Annotated in this window: 10 protein-coding genes, 5 tRNA genes, 1 pseudogene and 1 riboswitch; of the genes and pseudogenes, 7 read left to right on the top strand and 9 right to left on the bottom strand. The window is 70.4% G+C overall.

Translation table 11 applies throughout. The annotated features are described in order from the left end of the window. Window positions 1-9: 9 nt before the first annotated feature. The 4 genes and pseudogenes from ACGFYN_RS16855 to ACGFYN_RS16840 all read right to left on the bottom strand — a co-directional run bounded on the left by ACGFYN_RS16855 (window position 10) and on the right by ACGFYN_RS16840 (window position 3,913). Window positions 10-987 (bottom strand): annotated as a pseudogene (locus ACGFYN_RS16855) (aldo/keto reductase). Between the two features lie 154 nt (window positions 988-1,141). Then, a complete protein-coding gene (locus tag ACGFYN_RS16850; RefSeq protein WP_393866563.1) occupies window positions 1,142-2,167 on the bottom strand; it encodes a M23 family metallopeptidase in 1,026 nt (341 codons plus the stop codon). An 11-nt stretch (window positions 2,168-2,178) separates the two neighbouring features. Next, window positions 2,179-2,336, bottom strand: a riboswitch (cyclic di-AMP (ydaO/yuaA leader). A 320-nt stretch (window positions 2,337-2,656) separates the two neighbouring features. Then, a tRNA-Met gene (locus ACGFYN_RS16845) sits at window positions 2,657-2,730 on the bottom strand. A gap of 49 nt (window positions 2,731-2,779) precedes the next feature. Then, window positions 2,780-3,913 (bottom strand): dihydrofolate reductase family protein, encoded by a 1,134-nt coding sequence (locus ACGFYN_RS16840; RefSeq protein WP_393866562.1) that lies wholly within the window; start codon window positions 3,911-3,913, stop codon window positions 2,780-2,782. 66 nt (window positions 3,914-3,979) lie between these two features. Between ACGFYN_RS16840 and ACGFYN_RS16835 the strand changes: the two genes are divergently transcribed. Next, entirely contained in the window at window positions 3,980-4,495 is a 516-nt protein-coding gene (locus ACGFYN_RS16835) for a MarR family winged helix-turn-helix transcriptional regulator (RefSeq protein WP_393866561.1), read from the top strand. Between the two features lie 107 nt (window positions 4,496-4,602). Then, window positions 4,603-5,244: a GTP cyclohydrolase II gene (ribA, locus tag ACGFYN_RS16830; protein WP_393866560.1), complete on the top strand. Its 642-nt coding sequence runs from the start codon at window positions 4,603-4,605 to the stop codon at window positions 5,242-5,244. Window positions 5,245-5,324: 80 nt separating this feature from the next. Here the strand turns inward: ribA and ACGFYN_RS16825 are convergent. The 5 genes from ACGFYN_RS16825 to ACGFYN_RS16805 form a co-directional block, all read right to left on the bottom strand. Continuing rightward, a tRNA-Lys gene (locus ACGFYN_RS16825) sits at window positions 5,325-5,400 on the bottom strand. A 99-nt stretch (window positions 5,401-5,499) separates the two neighbouring features. Beyond that, window positions 5,500-7,047 (bottom strand): amino acid permease, encoded by a 1,548-nt coding sequence (locus ACGFYN_RS16820; protein WP_393866559.1) that lies wholly within the window; start codon window positions 7,045-7,047, stop codon window positions 5,500-5,502. A 141-nt stretch (window positions 7,048-7,188) separates the two neighbouring features. Next, window positions 7,189-9,285, bottom strand: coding sequence for a DEAD/DEAH box helicase (locus tag ACGFYN_RS16815; protein WP_393866558.1), 2,097 nt, complete (start codon window positions 9,283-9,285; stop codon window positions 7,189-7,191). Between the two features lie 245 nt (window positions 9,286-9,530). After that, complete coding sequence (locus ACGFYN_RS16810; RefSeq protein ID WP_393866557.1) at window positions 9,531-10,049, bottom strand: hypothetical protein; 519 nt, start codon at window positions 10,047-10,049, stop codon at window positions 9,531-9,533. A 76-nt stretch (window positions 10,050-10,125) separates the two neighbouring features. After that, window positions 10,126-10,476, bottom strand: coding sequence for a metallopeptidase family protein (locus ACGFYN_RS16805; RefSeq protein ID WP_393866588.1), 351 nt, complete (start codon window positions 10,474-10,476; stop codon window positions 10,126-10,128). Window positions 10,477-10,561: 85 nt separating this feature from the next. On the opposite strand from ACGFYN_RS16805, the gene ACGFYN_RS16800 reads away from it, so the two are divergent. The 5 genes from ACGFYN_RS16800 (at window position 10,562) to hrpA (ending at window position 16,605) form a co-directional block, all read left to right on the top strand. Next, window positions 10,562-12,178 carry a metallophosphoesterase gene (locus ACGFYN_RS16800; protein WP_393866556.1) on the top strand — a complete coding sequence of 539 codons (1,617 nt, stop codon included), beginning with the start codon at window positions 10,562-10,564 and terminating at the stop codon, window positions 12,176-12,178. A gap of 80 nt (window positions 12,179-12,258) precedes the next feature. Beyond that, window positions 12,259-12,331, top strand: a tRNA-Glu gene (locus ACGFYN_RS16795). Window positions 12,332-12,369: 38 nt separating this feature from the next. Then, a tRNA-Asp gene (locus ACGFYN_RS16790) sits at window positions 12,370-12,444 on the top strand. A 24-nt stretch (window positions 12,445-12,468) separates the two neighbouring features. Then, window positions 12,469-12,542: transfer RNA gene (locus ACGFYN_RS16785), tRNA-Phe, on the top strand. Between the two features lie 109 nt (window positions 12,543-12,651). Further along, entirely contained in the window at window positions 12,652-16,605 is a 3,954-nt protein-coding gene (hrpA, locus tag ACGFYN_RS16780) for an ATP-dependent RNA helicase HrpA (protein ID WP_393866555.1), read from the top strand. The last annotated feature ends 26 nt before the right edge of the window (window positions 16,606-16,631 follow it).

Raw genomic sequence — 16,631 nt, 5'->3', positions numbered from 1 at the left:
CCCGTGTGATCAGGCCGACGCCTTCGTCAGCCGCGCGACCTCCGCCTCCGTGAGGGTCAGCTCCCCCACCTCCAGCAGCGCCGGCAGCTGCTCCACCGTGCGGGCGGACGCGATCGGTGCGGCGACCGTCGGCTGAGCGGTGAGCCAGGCCAGGGCGACCGCGGGCACCTGGGCGTCGTGCGCGCGGGCGATCTCGTCGAGCGCCGTCAGGACCCGCTGCCCCCGCTCGCTGCCCAGGTACTGCGCCACCCGGCCCGCCCGGGCGCCGTCGACCGGGTGCCGGGCCGGTACTTGCCGGTGAGGAAGCCCGCGGCGAGGGCGTAGTACGGGACGGCCGCGAGGCCGTAGCGCGCTGCCACGTCCTGGAGCTCGCCCTCGTAGGTGTCGCGTGGGACCAGGTTGTAGTGGGGCTGCAATGCCACGTACTTGGCCAGGCCCTCGCGGTCGGAGAAGTCCAGCGACGCGCGCAGCCGGTCGGCCGAGATGTGGGAGGCGGCGATGTGCCGCATCTTGCCGGCCCGCACCAGTTCGTCGAGTGCGCCGACGATCTCCTCGACCGGCACCTCCGGCTTGTCGAAGTGCGTGTAGTAGAGGTCGATGTGATCGGTGTCCAGGCGGCGCGGGGAGGCGTCCGCGGCGGCCTTGATGTTGGCGGCCGTCAGGCCCGGGAACTCGGGGTGCCCGCTGACCTTGGTCGCGATGACCACGTCGTCGCGGTTGCCGCGCGCCCTGCCCCTCCCGCACTCTCGGCTCCGCTCGAGCGGGGGGACCCCCACCCGATGATCGTCTCGGACTCGCCGCCCTGGTTGCCGTCGATCCACGCCGAGTAGGAGTCGGCGGTGTCGAGGAAGTTGCCGCCGGCGGCCGCGTAGGCGTCGAGCAGGACGTGGCCTCGTCGGCGGTCCAGCCGAAGACGTTGCCGCCGAGGCAGCGCGGGAAGACCTCGAGGCCGGAGGAGCCGAGCCGGCGCAGAGTAGGGGACGTCATGCCTTACGCCAACGAATGCGCCGGAGCGGCCCATTCCGTCGGCGCCGCAAAGATCACGTGAACACGGAGCGTGCGACCGGCGGACGCGCGCACGTCCGCCGGCAGCCCTGACGTCGGGGGGAGGCCGCCAGGACCACCGGGGTCCGGGCGTGGATCAGGGGGTGAGGCCCTTGCCGCGCAGCCACGTCATCGGGTCGATGCCCTCGGCCTGGCCGTTCGGGTGGACCTCGAGGTGCAGGTGCGGCCCGGTCACATTGCCGGTGGCGCCGATCCGGCCGATGACCTCGCCCGTGCTGACCTGCTGGCCCACGCTCACGCTGATCGACGACTGGTGGCAGAACCACAGCTCCGTGCCGTCGTCGAGGGTCATGATCGTGCGGTAGCCGTAGGCCCCGGCCCAGCCGGCCTCGGTCACCTTGCCGCTGTGGACGGCCTTGATGGGCGTGCCCGTGGGGGCGGCGAAGTCGAGGCCCGTGTGGTAGCCGGAGGACCACATGGAGCCGGGCTGCCCGAAGGTGCCGGTGATCGTGTAGGACACGACCGGAAGCTTGTACTGCTTGGCCAGTTCGGCCAGACGCGCGGCCTCGGCCGCCTTCTTGGCCTTCGCCTCGGCCTTCTCCTTGGCGGCGGCGGCCTTGGCCGCGGCCTCCTTCTCCGCCTTCTCGGCGGCGTCGCCGGCCTGCTTGGCGATGGCCGCCTCGGTGACGGACCGGGCCTTGCTGTCGACCTGCACCTGCTGGCTCTCGGCCTGCGCCATGATGCGGTCGCGCAGCGCCTGACCGGCGTCCTTGGCGCCCTGGTCGGTGTCCTTGGTGGTCACCCCGACAGTGCTGAGCGCGGTGGCCGAGCCCTTGGGTGTCTCGGTGGAGCCGCCGAACATGTGGCCCACGGAGCCCAGGTCGGGCATGGAGATGGAAACCGGCGGCTTGCCGGTGTTGGCGCTGGCCATGCCGCCCGCGCCGACGGCGGCTATGACGCCGACGCCGAGGACCGTGGAGCTGCGGGCGAGTCCACCGCCGCGCTGCTTGGCGACACGGTGCCGGCCGCGGACCGGCTGGAGGGACTCCTCGGTGGGGTTCCACTCCTCCCACGGACCCTCGTCGGAACGGGGACCGGGGAAGCCGAAGGGCTCGGTGCTCGGCACGAACGGTGCTGCCGGGGCAGGCGGGTTGGACGCCACGTGGGCGCGCTCCTTTCCTTCCTTCTCGCCTACCGGGTTAGCTGACGGGTTCGGAGCAGGAAGGTCTCCTACGCGCGTATACCAGCCGTGCCTCCACGGCGGTATCCATGCGATTCACCCCTGGGTGGTGGTTCCCCGGTTCCCTTGCGGGATTCGGCGCGTGCGCACGGAGCCGACTCTTGTGACGGCTGGGACGACCGCGCTGCGTTATCGAACGTTAATAGACGCGGGGTGCTGATTCCAAGCTGTTCTGCTTGATCATTAATGCTTCTTGGCCTGGACGTACGGACCAAGAGAGGCGAAAAACGGGCGAGTTGACCTCACCCCGTAAACCCCGCCCGTTCTGACGGTGTGTCAGTCGTTATGCGGAAAGCGGTCGCCCGGTCACCACATGTGACGAGCCCCTGTGCCGGCATCCCGAAGGACACTCCTGGGCGGGAAACACTCAGGGCCGGAATCCGTTTCCGGATTCCGGCCCTGAGCCTTGAGTAGCGGGGACAGGATTTGAACCTGCGACCTCTGGGTTATGAGCCCAGCGAGCTACCGAGCTGCTCCACCCCGCGTCGGTGTGACACCAGCATACGCCATCCGCGGGGTCGTCGACGCCACGGCTCAGAAGCCCGGCAGATGGCGGTTCGGCGCCTTGGCCTGCTCCTCGTGTTCCTCCAGCACGACCACCTCCACGCCCTCGGCCGCCAGCAGGCCGCTGCCGTCCGCGTCCGCGACGAAGGTGTCGGGCTCCCGCCAGGCCGTGACCACCCGCCCTACGCCCGCGTCGAGGATCAGCCGGGCGCACGGCTTCGGCCGGGACGCGCGGTGGGTGCAGGGCTCCAGGCTGCTGTAGACCGTGGCCGACGCCAGCCTCGGATCGGCCTGGTCGAGCTTGACCAGGGCCGCCTCCTCGGCGTGCACGACGGGGTCGCCGTCCTCGCGCGAGTGCCCGCGGGCGAGTTCCGTGCCGTCGGCGGCGACGATCACCGCGCCCACGCTGAAGGCCGTGCGGGAGGGCGGGCACAGCGCCGCCAGCTCGCAGGCGAGGGCCAGCCAGTGGTGGTCGGCGGCGGTGGGCAGGGGGCCGGCGCCGGGGGCGGTGGGCTCGTAGCGCATGAGGACGACGTCCTCGATCCGCCGGGTCTCCGTCAGGCGCAGCCGGCCGCCCTGGTAGGCGCCGGGGCCGAAGAGGCGGGGCGCGTCCGGGTCGCCCACGAAGAGCGGGGCGAGGACGAGCTGGAGTTCGTCGGCGAGGCCCTGCTGGAGCAGCTGGGTGTGGATCGTGCCGCCGCCCTCGACCATCAGGCGCCGTACGCCGCGTTCGCCGTGCAGATGCGCGAGGAGCGTGCGCCAGTCGAGGTCGGGGCCGAGCGCGACGACGTCGGCGGCGAGGCCGAGCGCGCGGGCCCGCTGGGCCCCCTTGTCGGTCGTGACGAGGAGCTTGTCGCCGCCGGTGTGCCAGAACTTGGCGTCCGGGTCCAGTTCGCCGGAGCCGCTGACGGTGACCTTGAGGGGGTACTCGGGCCGGCCGGCGGCCACCCGGGCGGCCCTGCGCTGCGGCGAGTTGACCAGCAGCCGCGGGTTGTCGGCGCGGATGGTGCCGGCGCCGACGAGGATCGCGTCGACCGAGGCCCGCACCTCGTCCACGCGGTCGAAGTCGGCGGGGCCGGAGAGCAGGAGGCGTTCGGGGCCGGTGTCGTCGAGGTAGCCGTCGAGGGAGACGGCTGCGGACAGCAGGACGTGGGGGTACGGCATCGGACGCGCTCACTCTCGGCGGCGGGCAGGCTTGGTTAAAGTTTGAAACAAACTTACACTGCACGCATGACGACTCGCTGGCTCACGGAGAAGGAGCAGCGCGCCTGGCGCGCGTACATCGCGGCGACGCACCTCCTGGAGGACGCGATCGACCGGCAGCTCCAGCAGGACGCCGGCATGCCGCATCTGTACTACTCCATCCTGGCCAACCTCTCCGAGACTCCTGAGCGCAGCCTGCGCATGACCGACCTGGCCGCGAAGACGAAGATCACCCGGAGCCGGCTGACGTACGCCGTGACCCGGCTGGAGAAGGACGGCCTGATCCGCCGCGAGGACTGCAAGTGGGACAAACGCAGCAGCTTCGCCACGCTGACGGACGAGGGGATGGCCGTGCTGGAGCGGACGGCGCCGGGACATGTGGAGACCGTACGCTCCCTGCTCTTCGACCGGCTGACCCCTCGGCAGGTGGAACAGCTGGAGGAGATCTTCTCGGGGATCGCGGAGGCGATGGAGAGCGACGAGGAGCGCCCCGCCTCGGAGGACGTCCCGTGGCGCCGCCGCTCCTCCGGCCCTTGTTCGTGACCTGCGCCGCAAATCTGTTGCTTCAAATTTAAAGCAGGGGTAGTGTCCTGCGCCGTAGATCTGCTTCAAATCTGAAGCAGATGCCGACCGGATCCGGGAGACCCCGCATGCCCGACTTCCCCGCCGCCACCACGCGCGCCCGTGTCCGGGTACCGCTGCGCTTCCAGGACGGCTACAGCGTCGACGCCGAACTGGTCACCTTCCACGGCCTGACCGACGGCCAGGAGCATGTGGCCGTCGTGCTCGGCGACCCGGCCCCCGGTACAACGCCTCTGGTCCGGCTGCATTCCGAGTGCCTCACCGGCGACGTGTTCGGCTCCGCCCGCTGCGACTGCGGACCGCAGCTGCGCGAGGCGGTCGAGCGGATAGCGGACCGCGGCGGCGTGCTGCTGTACCTGCGCCAGGAGGGCCGCGGCATCGGTCTCTACAACAAGCTGGACGCCTACGCCCTCCAGGACCAGGGCCTCGACACCTACGAGGCGAACGCGGCCCTGGGCCTCCCCGAGGACGACCGCGACTACACGGCGGCCGCGCAGATGCTGCTGACCCTCGGCATCGACGCCCTCGACCTGCTGTCCAACAACCCCGACAAGGCCGGCCAGCTCCGCGACCTCGGCATCGACGTGCGCGACCGCGTCCCCACCGGCGTCTTCACCACGGCCCACAACGTCCGCTATCTGCGCGCCAAGGTCCTCCAGACCCAGCACACGCTGCCGCTCGGCCAGTTGACGGAGCTCAGCGCGGGCTGAGGTGATGTCCGCGAAGCCGCCGACCGCCGGGAACAAGACAGCGCCCGGGTCGGCCGAAGCCGTCCCGGGCGCTGCGTGGGTGGTAGGCCCTGTGGGACTCGAACCCACAACCAATGGATTAAAAGTCCACTGCTCTGCCAATTGAGCTAAGGGCCCTTGGCGATGTTGCCTCCCCGAGCATAGCCGGACACGGCCGGGACTCCGATCGGGTATCGGGGACACGGCCGTGCCGGGGGTGAAGATCGGGCCGGAGTGTCAGGGATCCACCTTTTCGGGGGAGCCGCCGGAGGCCGCCGCGCGGGACGCCTGGCGGGCGAGGGTCCGTTGGTGCTCGGGGTTGAGGAACCAGTGCCGGGCCGACGCCAGCCACCACACCCACGCGAAGCCGAGGACCACGAGCACGGCGACCGGGGCGTAGTTGAAGCTCTCCCCGGTGACCGGCGAGACCTGCGGCAGCATGAAGAGGATCGTGATGGCGCCCACCCAGGTCACCGAGACGATCCCGATCGGCCGCGACCAGCGCCCCAGATGCCAGGGCCCGCGCTCGAAGGAGTCACCCTTGACCAGCCGCAGCAGCGTCGGGATGACGTAGGCGATGTAGAGGCCGATCACGGCGACGGAAGTCACCGCGGCATAGGCGGTGTAGTTGATCAGGTACGGCAGGCCGAGGACCAGCGCGCCCGCCGCGGCCAGCCACACGGCCGCAACCGGCGTCCGGGTCCGCGGGCTCACCGTGTGCCACACGTGGGAGAACGGCAGGGCGCCGTCGCGCGAAAAGGCGTAGATCATACGGCTGTTGGCGGTCACCGAGGCCATTCCGCAGAACAGCTGCGCGCCGACCACGACCAGCAGCAGGAGCTTGCCCGCCGTCGCGCCCAGCGCGTCGAGCAGGATCTGCGCGGGCGGCGCGCCGGTCGGCGACGCGAGCTCCTTGTCGTAGGACTGGATGGCGAAGGTGAAGCCGAGCAGCAGCACGAAGCCGGCGATCCACGAGGTCCAGATGGAGCGGACGATGCCCTTCGGGCCGGCCGTCGACGCGTCGTGCGTCTCCTCCGTCATATGGGCGGAGGCGTCGTATCCGGTGAAGGTGTACTGCGCCATCAGCAGACCCAGGAGCACGACGTAGACCCCGCTCCCCCAGCCGGTGTTGTTGACGAACTTCGTGAACACGAAGGACGCCGACTGGTGGTGGTCCGGCACGAAGGCCAGTGCGCCGACGATCACGCCCACGCCGAGCACGTGCCACCACACGCTCACGCCGTTGAGCAGGGCGACGATCCGCACACCGAAGGTGTTCAGCAGGCCGTGCAGCACCAGGATCCCGGCGAAGAGCAGGATCGTGCGGCCCGGCGTCACCTCGAAGTCGAACTGCAGGTTCAGGTACGCCCCCAGGAAGGACGCCGCCCCGAAGTCGATGCCCGCGGTCACCGCCACCTGGCCGAGCACGTTGAACCAGCCCGTGAACCACGCCCAGGCGGCCGCGGACCGCGGCGGCGCCAGCCGGTGCGCCCAGAAGTACAGGCCCGCCGAGGTCGGGTACGCCGAACAGATCTCCGCCATGGACAGGCCGACGAAGAGCGTCATCAGACCTACGGCGATCCAGCCCCAGGTGATCACCGCCGGGCCGCCGGTGTTCATGCCGAACAGATACAGCGTCAGGCAGCCCGACAGGACCGAGATGATCGTGAAGGAGACCGCGTAGTTGGAGAACGCCGACATGCGGCGGGCGAGAACCTGCGTGTAGCCGAGCTGGGCCAGCCGCTCTTCGTCAGACAGCCCACTCACCTTGGCGTCATCTGTCATGTCCCCAGCGATTCCCTCACCGAGGGCGCGACATGCGCCACGAAGTAGGTGCTTTGGCCAAAAGTCTTCGGCGCCGCCGGAACGACGCAGGGCCCGTACGACCGGAGTCGTACGGGCCCTGCGTCAACTGTGCGTCAGGCGTCAGCCGTTGCGCTTCCAGCGCGGCTTGTCGTCCCGGCGGCCGAAGGAGCCGGAGCCGGAGCCCGTGCCGCGGTGGTCGTCACGACGGCCGTACGGGCGGTCGTGGCCGCCGGAGCGGAAACCGGGGCGGTCGTCGCGGCGGTCCCGGTTGAAGGGGCGGTCGCTGCCTCGGTGGCCGCCACGGTCGTCACGGCGCTCGAAGGAACGGCCGGCCGGACGGTCGTCACGGCGGAAGCCGCCACGGTCGTTGTCACGACGCTCGAAGGAACGCCCACCGCGGTCGTCACGACGGTCGCCACGGTCGTCACGGCGGAAGCCGCCACGGTCGTCACTGCGGTCGTCGCGACGGAAGCCGCCGCGGTCGTTGTCACGACGCTCGAAGGAACGGCCGCCACGGTCGTCACGACGGTCGTCACGGCGGAAACCACCGCGGTCGTTGTCACGACGCTCGAAGGAACGCCCGCCACGGTCGTCACGGCGGAAGCCGCCACGGTCGTTGTCACGACGCTCGAAGGAACGCCCACCGCGGTCGTCACGACGGTCGTCACGGCGGAAGCCGCCACGGTCGTTGTCACGACGCTCACGACGCTCGTACGACGACGGAGCCTGCGCCCTGTCGACGTCCTGCGCCACCGGCTGCTCGGGCACCGACACCGCTTCGGCGGCCTCGGCCTGGGCCTCGGCCACCGCGGCCACCGGGTCCTCGCCGCGCTCGCGGGCGGCCTGGGCGGTCAGCCGGTCGGCCTCGTCGCGCAGCTCGGTCGCGCGCCGCTGCGCCCGCTCCAGCTGCTTGGTGAGGTGAGCGACCTCACGCTCGGCCTGCTGAGCCGCGTTGGCCGCGGACTCGGACTGGACCTCGGTCATCGAACGCGCGCCGGTGATCTCGGCGACCTCCGGCTCGAAGGCCGTACCGGAGTTGATGATGTGCCGCCCGGCGTCGACGCCCGCGTCCTCCATCAGCCGGAAGATCTGGCGGCGCTGGTGCGGCAGGGACAGGGAGACGACCGTGCCGGAGCGGCCGGCGCGGGCGGTGCGGCCCGAGCGGTGCAGGTAGTCCTTGTGGTCGCCCGCCGGGTCGACGTTCAGCACCAGGTCGATGCCGTCGACGTGGATGCCGCGCGCGGCGACGTCGGTCGCGACGAGCGCGTTGACGTAGCCGTCCTTGAAGTCGGCCAGCGTGCGGGTGCGCGCGCCCTGCGTCATGCCGCCGTGCAGCGCGTCGGCCTTCACTCCGGCGTCGCGCAGCTGCTCGGCGATGCGGTCCGCGCCCAGCTGGGTGCGGACGAAGATGATCGTGCGGCCCTTGCGCGAGGCGATCGCGGCGGTGACCGGCGCCTTGTCCTTGGGCTTCACGATGAGGATGTGGTGCGACATGGTCGTGACGTTGCCCTGGGCGCTGTCGACCTCGTGCGTGACCGGGTTGGTCAGGTAGCGCTTGACCAGCGTGGAGATCTCGTTCTCCATCGTGGCGGAGAACAGCATGCGCTGGCCGCCGGCCGGGATCTGGTCGAGCAGCTCGGTGACCTCGGGCAGGAAGCCCAGGTCGGACATCTGGTCGGCCTCGTCGAGCACGGCGATCTGCACGTTCTCGAGGGAGCAGGCGCCGCGGTTGATGATGTCGCGCAGACGGCCCGGGGTGGCGACGAGGACGTCGACGCCGCGCTCCAGGGCGTAGATCTGGTTGCCCATCGACGTACCGCCGCAGACGACCTTCATCTTCAGGCCGAGGACGTCGCCGTAGGGCTGGAGGGCGTCCGCCACCTGCATGGCGAGCTCACGGGTCGGCGTGAGGATGACGGCGCGCGGCTTGTGCTTCTCGGTGCGGCCGCCGGCCAGCGTGGCCAGGGTCGGCAGGCCGAAGGAGAGGGTCTTGCCGGAGCCGGTGCGGCCACGGCCGAGGATGTCCTTGCCGGCCAGGGCGTCCGGGATGGTCGCGGCCTGGATCGGGAAGGGGGTGGTCACGCCGTTCTGGGCGAGCTTGCGCACGACGCCCTCGGGGAGGCCGAGGTCCGCGAAGGTGGCCTCGGGAGCGTCCGCCGCGCCCTCAGTGCCTTCGTTCTCGGGCACGACGACGTGATCAGTACTGGAAATGGACATGCGTAAGCGAAACCTTCCGGAGTCTCGTCGGCACGCGCCCGTCAACTCCGTGTTTCGCAATACGACCGCCTCTATGCGGTCAGCCACGGCAAGGGAGAGAACGCGCCACACGGCGCGCTCTGCGGTGGCGCCGGGCAAATGGGATCAAACGATCTACCACCATACGCACCCACCTGCCCCGAAGGCAAACCGAGCCTCATAGACGTACGTCACACCTCTACGCGGCGGCGGGCGGCCGGACTTCGCTACGCGGGCGAGCCCGCGGCCGGTGCCGGCTCCCGCTCCGCCAGCTGCGGCGCCGTCTCCTGGTGCGCGGACGACGACGGCTCGGCGACCGTCGGGGCCGGCGAGGCGGAGGTCGGCTGCTCGGTGGGCGTGGGCGGCGGATCGGCCGGGCGGGTGGGAGTGGGCGTCGCCCGCGTCGGCGTGGGACCGCCCGGCTGCTGCGTCCTCCCGGGGCCGCCCGTCGCGGGAGCGGACCGGCCCCCGCCCGCGGACGGCGAGGCCGAAGGAGACGCCGACTCCCCGTCCTTGCCCTTCGCCCTGCCGCCGTCGCCGTGCTTGCCGTCGGCGGAGACACCGCCACCGCCGCCGCGCCCTGACACCGCCGAACCCCCGTCCGGAGCCTCGCCGCCGTGCTCCCCCGCGGAGTGCGACGGCTTCGCACCGCCGCCCCCGTCCTCGCCCACGCTCATGCAGCCGGCGGCAGCGGCGACCGCCATGACCGTGACGGCCAGACGGACGGGTACGTACATGGGGCGCACGGGAAGCCACCTCCGGGGTGGGGAAAGGAGTCGACCTGCCCAACTCCCGCCGCCCGCAAGAGGACACGCGCCCCGGTCATCCGTAGCCGAGGGCGTGCAGACGCGTGTCGTCGATGCCGAAGTGATGCGCGATCTCGTGCACCACGGTCACCTCGGTCTCCGCGACCACGTCCTCCCGCGACGCGCACATCCTGAGCGTCGGGCCCCGGTAGATCGTGATCCGGTCCGGCAGCACGCCGGCGTACCACTCGCCCCGGTCGGTCAGCGGGGTGCCCTCGTACAGCCCGAGCAGCTCGGGGTCGTCGGCGGGCGGTTCGTCCTCGACGAACACCGCGACGTTGTCCATCAGCCGCGTCAGCTCCGGTGGAATCCGGTCGAGCGACTCGGCGACCAGTTCCTCGAACTCCTCGCGCGTCATCTCCAGCACAGGCCCATTGTCAGTCACGACCCGTCCGTACGAGTGTCATGAGGCGGCCCGCATATCCGCGCGCGCACTTGGGCATACGGGACCAATGGCCCGCGTCCCCGCCGCCTTGAACGCCCTGCACCGCATCCGGAGGGCTCCTCGCGCCCTCACCCACAGACCCCGCACGACCCGCTCGCGCCCGCCCCTCGACGTCGCCCCGCAGCCATCGGCCTGGCTCCGCGCGCTGGGCCTGGCCGCCGTGGTCCTGCTCGGCGCCTGGCTCGGACTGCTGGTCGTCGGCAACGTCCGGGTGCCGGTCGGCCCGATGAACACGACGATGACCCTGCGCCCGTCCCTCACCGGCGGCACGAAGATCAACGTCTCGCCGCTCGGCGCCCTCCAGCTGAACAGCCACCACGCGCCGGTGCGCCTGGACGTGAACGTCGACCAGCTCGACCCGGTCCGCGCCCAGGCCCTGGTCGACCACCCCGAGCGCCTCTCCGGCCTCCAGGACGAGGTCGCCCACGACGTCGAGCACGGCACCCGCGACCTCGCCCTGCGCTCCGCCGTCGCCGTCGTCTCCGGCGCGACGGCCCTCGGCCTCGCGGTCTACCGCCGGCCCCGCCGGGCGCTCGCCGCCGGCGGCACCGCCCTGGCCCTCCTGGTGGCCTCAGGGGCATCGGCGTACCTGACCTGGAACCCCGAGTCCGTCCTCGAACCGAAGTACTCGGGCCTGCTCTCCTCGGCCCCCTCCCTGGTCGGCAACGCACGCAACATCGTCACCGAATTCGACGTCTACCAGAAGGAGTTGGCCCGCCTGGTGACCAACGTGACGAAGCTCTACGACGTCACGTCCACCCTGCCCGCCTACCAGCCGGACCCGTCCACCGTGCGCGTCCTGCACGTCTCGGACATCCACCTGAACCCCGCGAGCTGGAAGATCATCGCGTCGCTGGTGCAGCAGTACAAGGTGAACGTGATCGTCGACACCGGCGACACGATGGACCACGGCACGGCGGCGGAGAACGGCTTCCTGGACCCCGTCGCGGACCTCGGGGCGCCCTACGTCTGGGTCCGCGGCAACCACGACTCCGACGTCACCCAGCGCTATCTGTCCCGCATGAAGAACGTGCACGTCCTGGACGACGGCCGGGCGCAGACGGTGGCGGGCCTGCGCTTCGCCGGCATCGGCGACCCGCAGTTCACCCCCGACCGCTCGAACCCGCAGGGCGCCGACCGGTCGGAGCAGCTGGCGGGCGACCGCCTGGCCTCGGCACTGCGCGACGAGCGGGCCGCGGGGCGGCCGGTCGACGTCGCCATGGTCCACGAGCCGTCCGCGGCCCGCGAGGTGGACGGCGACGTGCCGCTGGTCCTGTGCGGTCATCTGCACCACGAGGGCGACGAGATCCTGAAGTACGGCACCCGTCTGCGGATGGAGGGCTCCACCGGAGGCAGCGGTCTGCGTGCCCTGGAGCACAAGTACCCGGCCCCGATCGAGGCGTCGATCCTCTACTTCGACCGGAGCACCCGCCACCTGCAGGCGTGGGACGCGATCAAGCTGGGCGGGCTGGGCGAGACGACGGCGGAGGTCACCCGGCATCTGCCGAAGGAGAACCAGCCGGGAGCCGCGCCGTCGACGTCCTCGACCCCCTCGTCCTCCTCCTCGGGCTCCTCGTCCTCCTCCACGCCCACCTCACCGGCCCCGGCCGCCTCAGCCCCTTAAACCGTTTTGGCGATACCTCCCGCCATCCCATATGCTTCTCACGTCCCCGACGCGCTGAGAAGCGCCCAGGCGGGCCGATAGCCCTCATCGTCTAGCGGCCTAGGACGCCGCCCTTTCAAGGCGGTAGCACGGGTTCGAATCCCGTTGGGGGCACGCAACACCGTGTGCGACACTGTCGTACGCAACAGCTTGGTCCTGTGGAGCAGTTTGGAGTGCTCGCCACCCTGTCAAGGTGGAGGCCGCGGGTTCAAATCCCGTCAGGACCGCCGAGATCTTCCCGAAGATCTCGTGGCTGGGTAGCTCAGTTGGTACGAGCGATCGCCTGAAAAGCGATAGGTCGCCGGTTCGACCCCGGCCCCAGCCACACACGACGAAGGCCCCGTCCACGGACGGGGCCTTCGTCGTGTGCGTGCTTCGCGGCGGGATGAAATCGTTCGCCAGGGATTTGGCGGGGATGCGATCCTGGATCGCGTATGTCTACGCACCCTGCCCCCGCCACCCCGGCCCTGGGCACTCTGGCTCCCCGCCTGGCCGAGCTGTCCCTGCGCGACGCGCAGCGGCTCGGGCGCAGGCTCGAAGGCGCGCGCAAGATCCGCAAGCCGGAGGCCCGTTCCGCGGTTCTCACCGAGATCGAGGCGGAGATCTCGAAGGCCGAGGAGCGGATGGGCGCGCGGCGCGGCCGGCTCCCCGCCGTCTCCTATCCCGAGCAGCTGCCGGTCAGCCAGAAGAAGAGCGAGATCGCCGACGCCATCCGCGATCACCAGGTCGTGATCGTCGCCGGTGAGACGGGTTCCGGCAAGACCACGCAGATCCCGAAGATCTGTCTCGAGCTGGGCCGCGGCGTGCGCGGCATGATCGGGCACACCCAGCCCCGTCGTATCGCCGCGCGTACCGTCGCCGAGCGGGTGGCCGAGGAGCTGGACACCCCCCTCGGCGAGGCCGTCGGCTGGAAGGTCCGTTTCACCGACCAGGTGAACCAGGACTCCACCTTCATCAAGCTGATGACGGACGGCATCCTGCTCGCCGAGATCCAGACCGACCGCGAGCTGCTCGCCTACGACACGATCATCATCGACGAGGCCCACGAGCGGTCCCTCAACATCGACTTCCTGCTGGGCTACCTGGCGCAGCTGCTGCCCAGGCGCCCTGATCTGAAGGTCGTGATCACCTCCGCGACCATCGACCCGGAGCGCTTCTCCCGGCACTTCGGCGACGCCCCGATCGTCGAGGTCAGCGGGCGGACGTATCCGGTGGAGGTCCGCTACCGCCCCCTGCTCGAGGAGGACGGCGACGACGCCGACCGCGACCAGATCACCGCGATCACGGACGCCGTCGAGGAGCTGATGGGAGAGGGGAAGGGCGACATCCTCGTCTTCCTCTCCGGCGAGCGGGAGATCCGGGACACCGCCGACGCGCTGACGAAGAAGCAGTACCGCTTCACCGAGATCCTCCCGCTCTACGCCCGCCTCACGCACGCCGAGCAGCACCGCGTCTTCCAGCCGCACACCGGGCGCAGGATCGTTCTGGCAACGAACGTGGCCGAGACGTCCCTGACGGTCCCGGGCATCAAGTACGTCATCGACCCCGGCTTCGCCCGCATCTCCCGCTACAGCCACCGCACCAAGGTCCAGCGGCTGCCCATCGAGGCCGTCTCCCAGGCCAGCGCCAACCAGCGCAAGGGCCGCTGCGGCCGTACCAGCGACGGCATCTGCGTCCGGCTCTACTCCGAGGACGACTTCCTCGCCCGGCCGGAGTTCACGGACGCCGAGATCCTGCGGACCAACCTGGCCTCCGTCATCCTGCAGATGACCGCGGCCGGCCTCGGCGACATCGAGAAGTTCCCCTTCATCGACCCGCCGGACCACCGCAACATCCGTGACGGTGTCCAGCTGCTCCAGGAGCTGGGCGCGCTGGACCCGACGGAGAAGGACGCACGCAAGCGGCTCACGCAGACCGGCCGCAAGCTCGCGCAGCTGCCCGTCGACCCCCGGCTGGCCCGCATGGTCCTGGAGGCCGACCGGAACGGCTGTGTGCGCGAGGTCATGGTGATAGCGGCCGCCCTGTCCATCCAGGACCCGCGCGAGCGCCCCTCCGACAAGCAGGCCCAGGCCGACCAGCAGCACGCCCGCTTCAAGGACGAGAGCAGCGACTTCCTCGCCTATCTCAACCTCTGGCGGTACCTCAGGGAGCAGCAGAAGGAGCGGGGCTCCAGCTCGTTCCGGCGGATGTGCAAGCAGGAGTACCTCAATTTCCTGCGCATCCGCGAATGGCAGGACATCTACTCCCAACTGCGCACCGTCGCCAAGCAGATGGGCATCCAGCTCAACGAGGACGACGCCCCCGGCGACCGCGTCCACGTGTCGCTCCTCGCCGGTCTGCTGTCCCACATCGGGATGAAGGACGTGAAGGACGGCAACAAGAACGACTATCTGGGCGCCCGGAACGCCAAGTTCGCGATCTTCCCCGGCTCGGCGCTCTTCAAGAAGCCGCCGCGGTTCGTGATGTCCGCGGAGCTCGTGGAGACCTCCCGGCTGTGGGCCCGCGTCAACGCCAGGATCGAACCGGAGTGGGTCGAGCCGCTCGCCGGTCACCTGCTGAAGCACACGTACAGCGAGCCGCACTGGGAGAAGGACCAGGCGGCCGTGATGGCGTACGAGAAGGTGACGCTGTACGGCGTCCCGATCGTGGCGCAGCGGAAGATCAACTACGGCCGGGTCGACCCGGAGACGAGTCGCGAGCTGTTCATCCGCAACGCGCTCGTCGAGGGCGACTGGCGCACGCACCACAAGTTCTTCGCCGACAACCGCAGGCTCCTCAGCGAGGTCGAGGAGCTGGAGCACCGGGCCAGGCGCCGGGACATCGTCGTCGACGACGACACGCTCTTCGACTTCTACGACGCCCGGGTGCCCGAACACGTCGTCTCCGGCGCCCACTTCGACTCCTGGTGGAAGCACAAGCGGCACGAGGAGCCGGAGTTCCTGGACTTCGAGCGGGAGATGCTCATCCGGGAGTCGGCGGAGGCGGTCACCAAGGCCGACTATCCGGACTCCTGGCGGCAGGGGCAGCTGAAGTTCCGGGTGACCTACCAGTTCGAGCCGGGCGCGGACGCGGACGGCGTGACCGTCCACGTCCCGCTCCAGGTCCTCAACCAGGTCACGGACGAGGGCTTCGACTGGCAGATCCCGGGTCTGCGGGAGGAGGTGGTGACGGAGCTGATCCGCTCGCTCCCGAAGCCGATCCGCCGCAACTACGTGCCGGCGCCGAACTTCGCGAGGCGCTTCCTGGACACGGCGGTCCCCCTGCAGGAGCCGCTGACGGTCACCATGGCCCGTGAGCTCAAGCGCATGGTCGGCGTGCCCTTCGAGGCCGACGACTTCGACTGGTCCAGGATTCCGGACCACCTCCGCGTCACCTTCCGCATCGTCGACGAACGGCGCCGGAAGCTGGCGGAGGACAAGGATCTGGAGACACTGCGGCTGCGCCTGAAGCCGAAGGCGCGCCAGGCCCTCTCCCAGGCCGCCGCGGCCACCGCCTCGCGCCAGGGCGGCGAGTCCCTGGAGCGCAGCGGCCTGACCGACTGGACGATCGGCGCGCTCACCCGCGTCTTCGAGACGCGCCGGGCCGGGCAGCCGGTGAAGGCGTACCCGGCGCTGGTGGACGACGGCGACACGGTCTCCGTACGCCTCTTCGACACCGAGGCCGAGCAGGCCGAGGAGATGTGGAAGGGCACGCGCCGGCTGATTCTGCGCAACATCCCGGTCAATCCCGCGAAGTTCGCCTCCGAGAAGCTGACGAACGCGCAGAAGCTGGCCCTGTCCGCCAACCCCCACGGCTCGATCCAGGGCCTGTTCGACGACTGCGCGATGGCGGCGGCGGACAGGCTGATCGCGGACTTCGGAGGCCCGGTGTGGGACGAGGAGTCGTATCGCAAGCTGTACGACAAGGTGCGCGCGGAGATCGTGGACACCACGGTCCGCGCGGTGGCCCAGGTGCAGCAGGTCCTCGCCGCCTGGCAGGCCTGTGAGCGCCGCCTGAAGGCCGTACGGAGCCCTGTGCTGCTCCCGAATGTCCAGGACGTCCGGAGGCAGCTGGACGCCCTTGTGAAGCCGGGATTCGTGACCGCGGCGGGGCTGCGCCGGCTGCCCGACCTGATGCGCTATCTGGTCGCCGCGGACCGCCGCCTGCAGCAGATGCCGTCGAACGTCCAGCGCGATGTGACGCGCATGGAGAAGGTCCACGAGATGCAGGACGAGTACGCCTGGCTGCTGGAGCAGATGCCCCAGGGGCGCCCGGTCCCGTCCGCCGTCCTGGACATCCGCTGGATGATCGAGGAGCTCCGGGTCAGCTATTTCGCCCACGCGCTCGGCACGGCGTACCCCGTCTCGGACAAGCGGATCGTGAAGGCGATCGACGCGGCCGCTCCGTAACCACCGGCGCACAGTGGGTGAGTTCG

Source organism: Streptomyces sp. NPDC048419 (genome assembly GCF_043200415.1).
In the GTDB taxonomy this organism is placed as follows: domain Bacteria; phylum Actinomycetota; class Actinomycetes; order Streptomycetales; family Streptomycetaceae; genus Streptomyces.
The sequence above is the reverse complement of the archived record's forward strand: the minus strand, read 5'-3'. Positions and strand labels throughout refer to the sequence as shown.

Bases quoted from the DNA above. Each gene is read 5' to 3' on its own strand.
- ACGFYN_RS16840 (WP_393866562.1), bottom strand. From the start codon at position 3,913: ATGCCGTACCCCCACGTCCTGCTGTCCGCAGCCGTCTCCCTCGACGGC.
- ACGFYN_RS16835 (WP_393866561.1), top strand. From the start codon at position 3,980: ATGACGACTCGCTGGCTCACGGAGAAGGAGCAGCGCGCCTGGCGCGCG.
- ribA (WP_393866560.1), top strand. From the start codon at position 4,603: ATGCCCGACTTCCCCGCCGCCACCACGCGCGCCCGTGTCCGGGTACCG.
- ACGFYN_RS16820 (WP_393866559.1), bottom strand. From the start codon at position 7,047: ATGACAGATGACGCCAAGGTGAGTGGGCTGTCTGACGAAGAGCGGCTG.
- ACGFYN_RS16815 (WP_393866558.1), bottom strand. From the start codon at position 9,285: ATGTCCATTTCCAGTACTGATCACGTCGTCGTGCCCGAGAACGAAGGC.
- ACGFYN_RS16800 (WP_393866556.1), top strand. From the start codon at position 10,562: ATGGCCCGCGTCCCCGCCGCCTTGAACGCCCTGCACCGCATCCGGAGG.
- hrpA (WP_393866555.1), top strand. From the start codon at position 12,652: ATGTCTACGCACCCTGCCCCCGCCACCCCGGCCCTGGGCACTCTGGCT.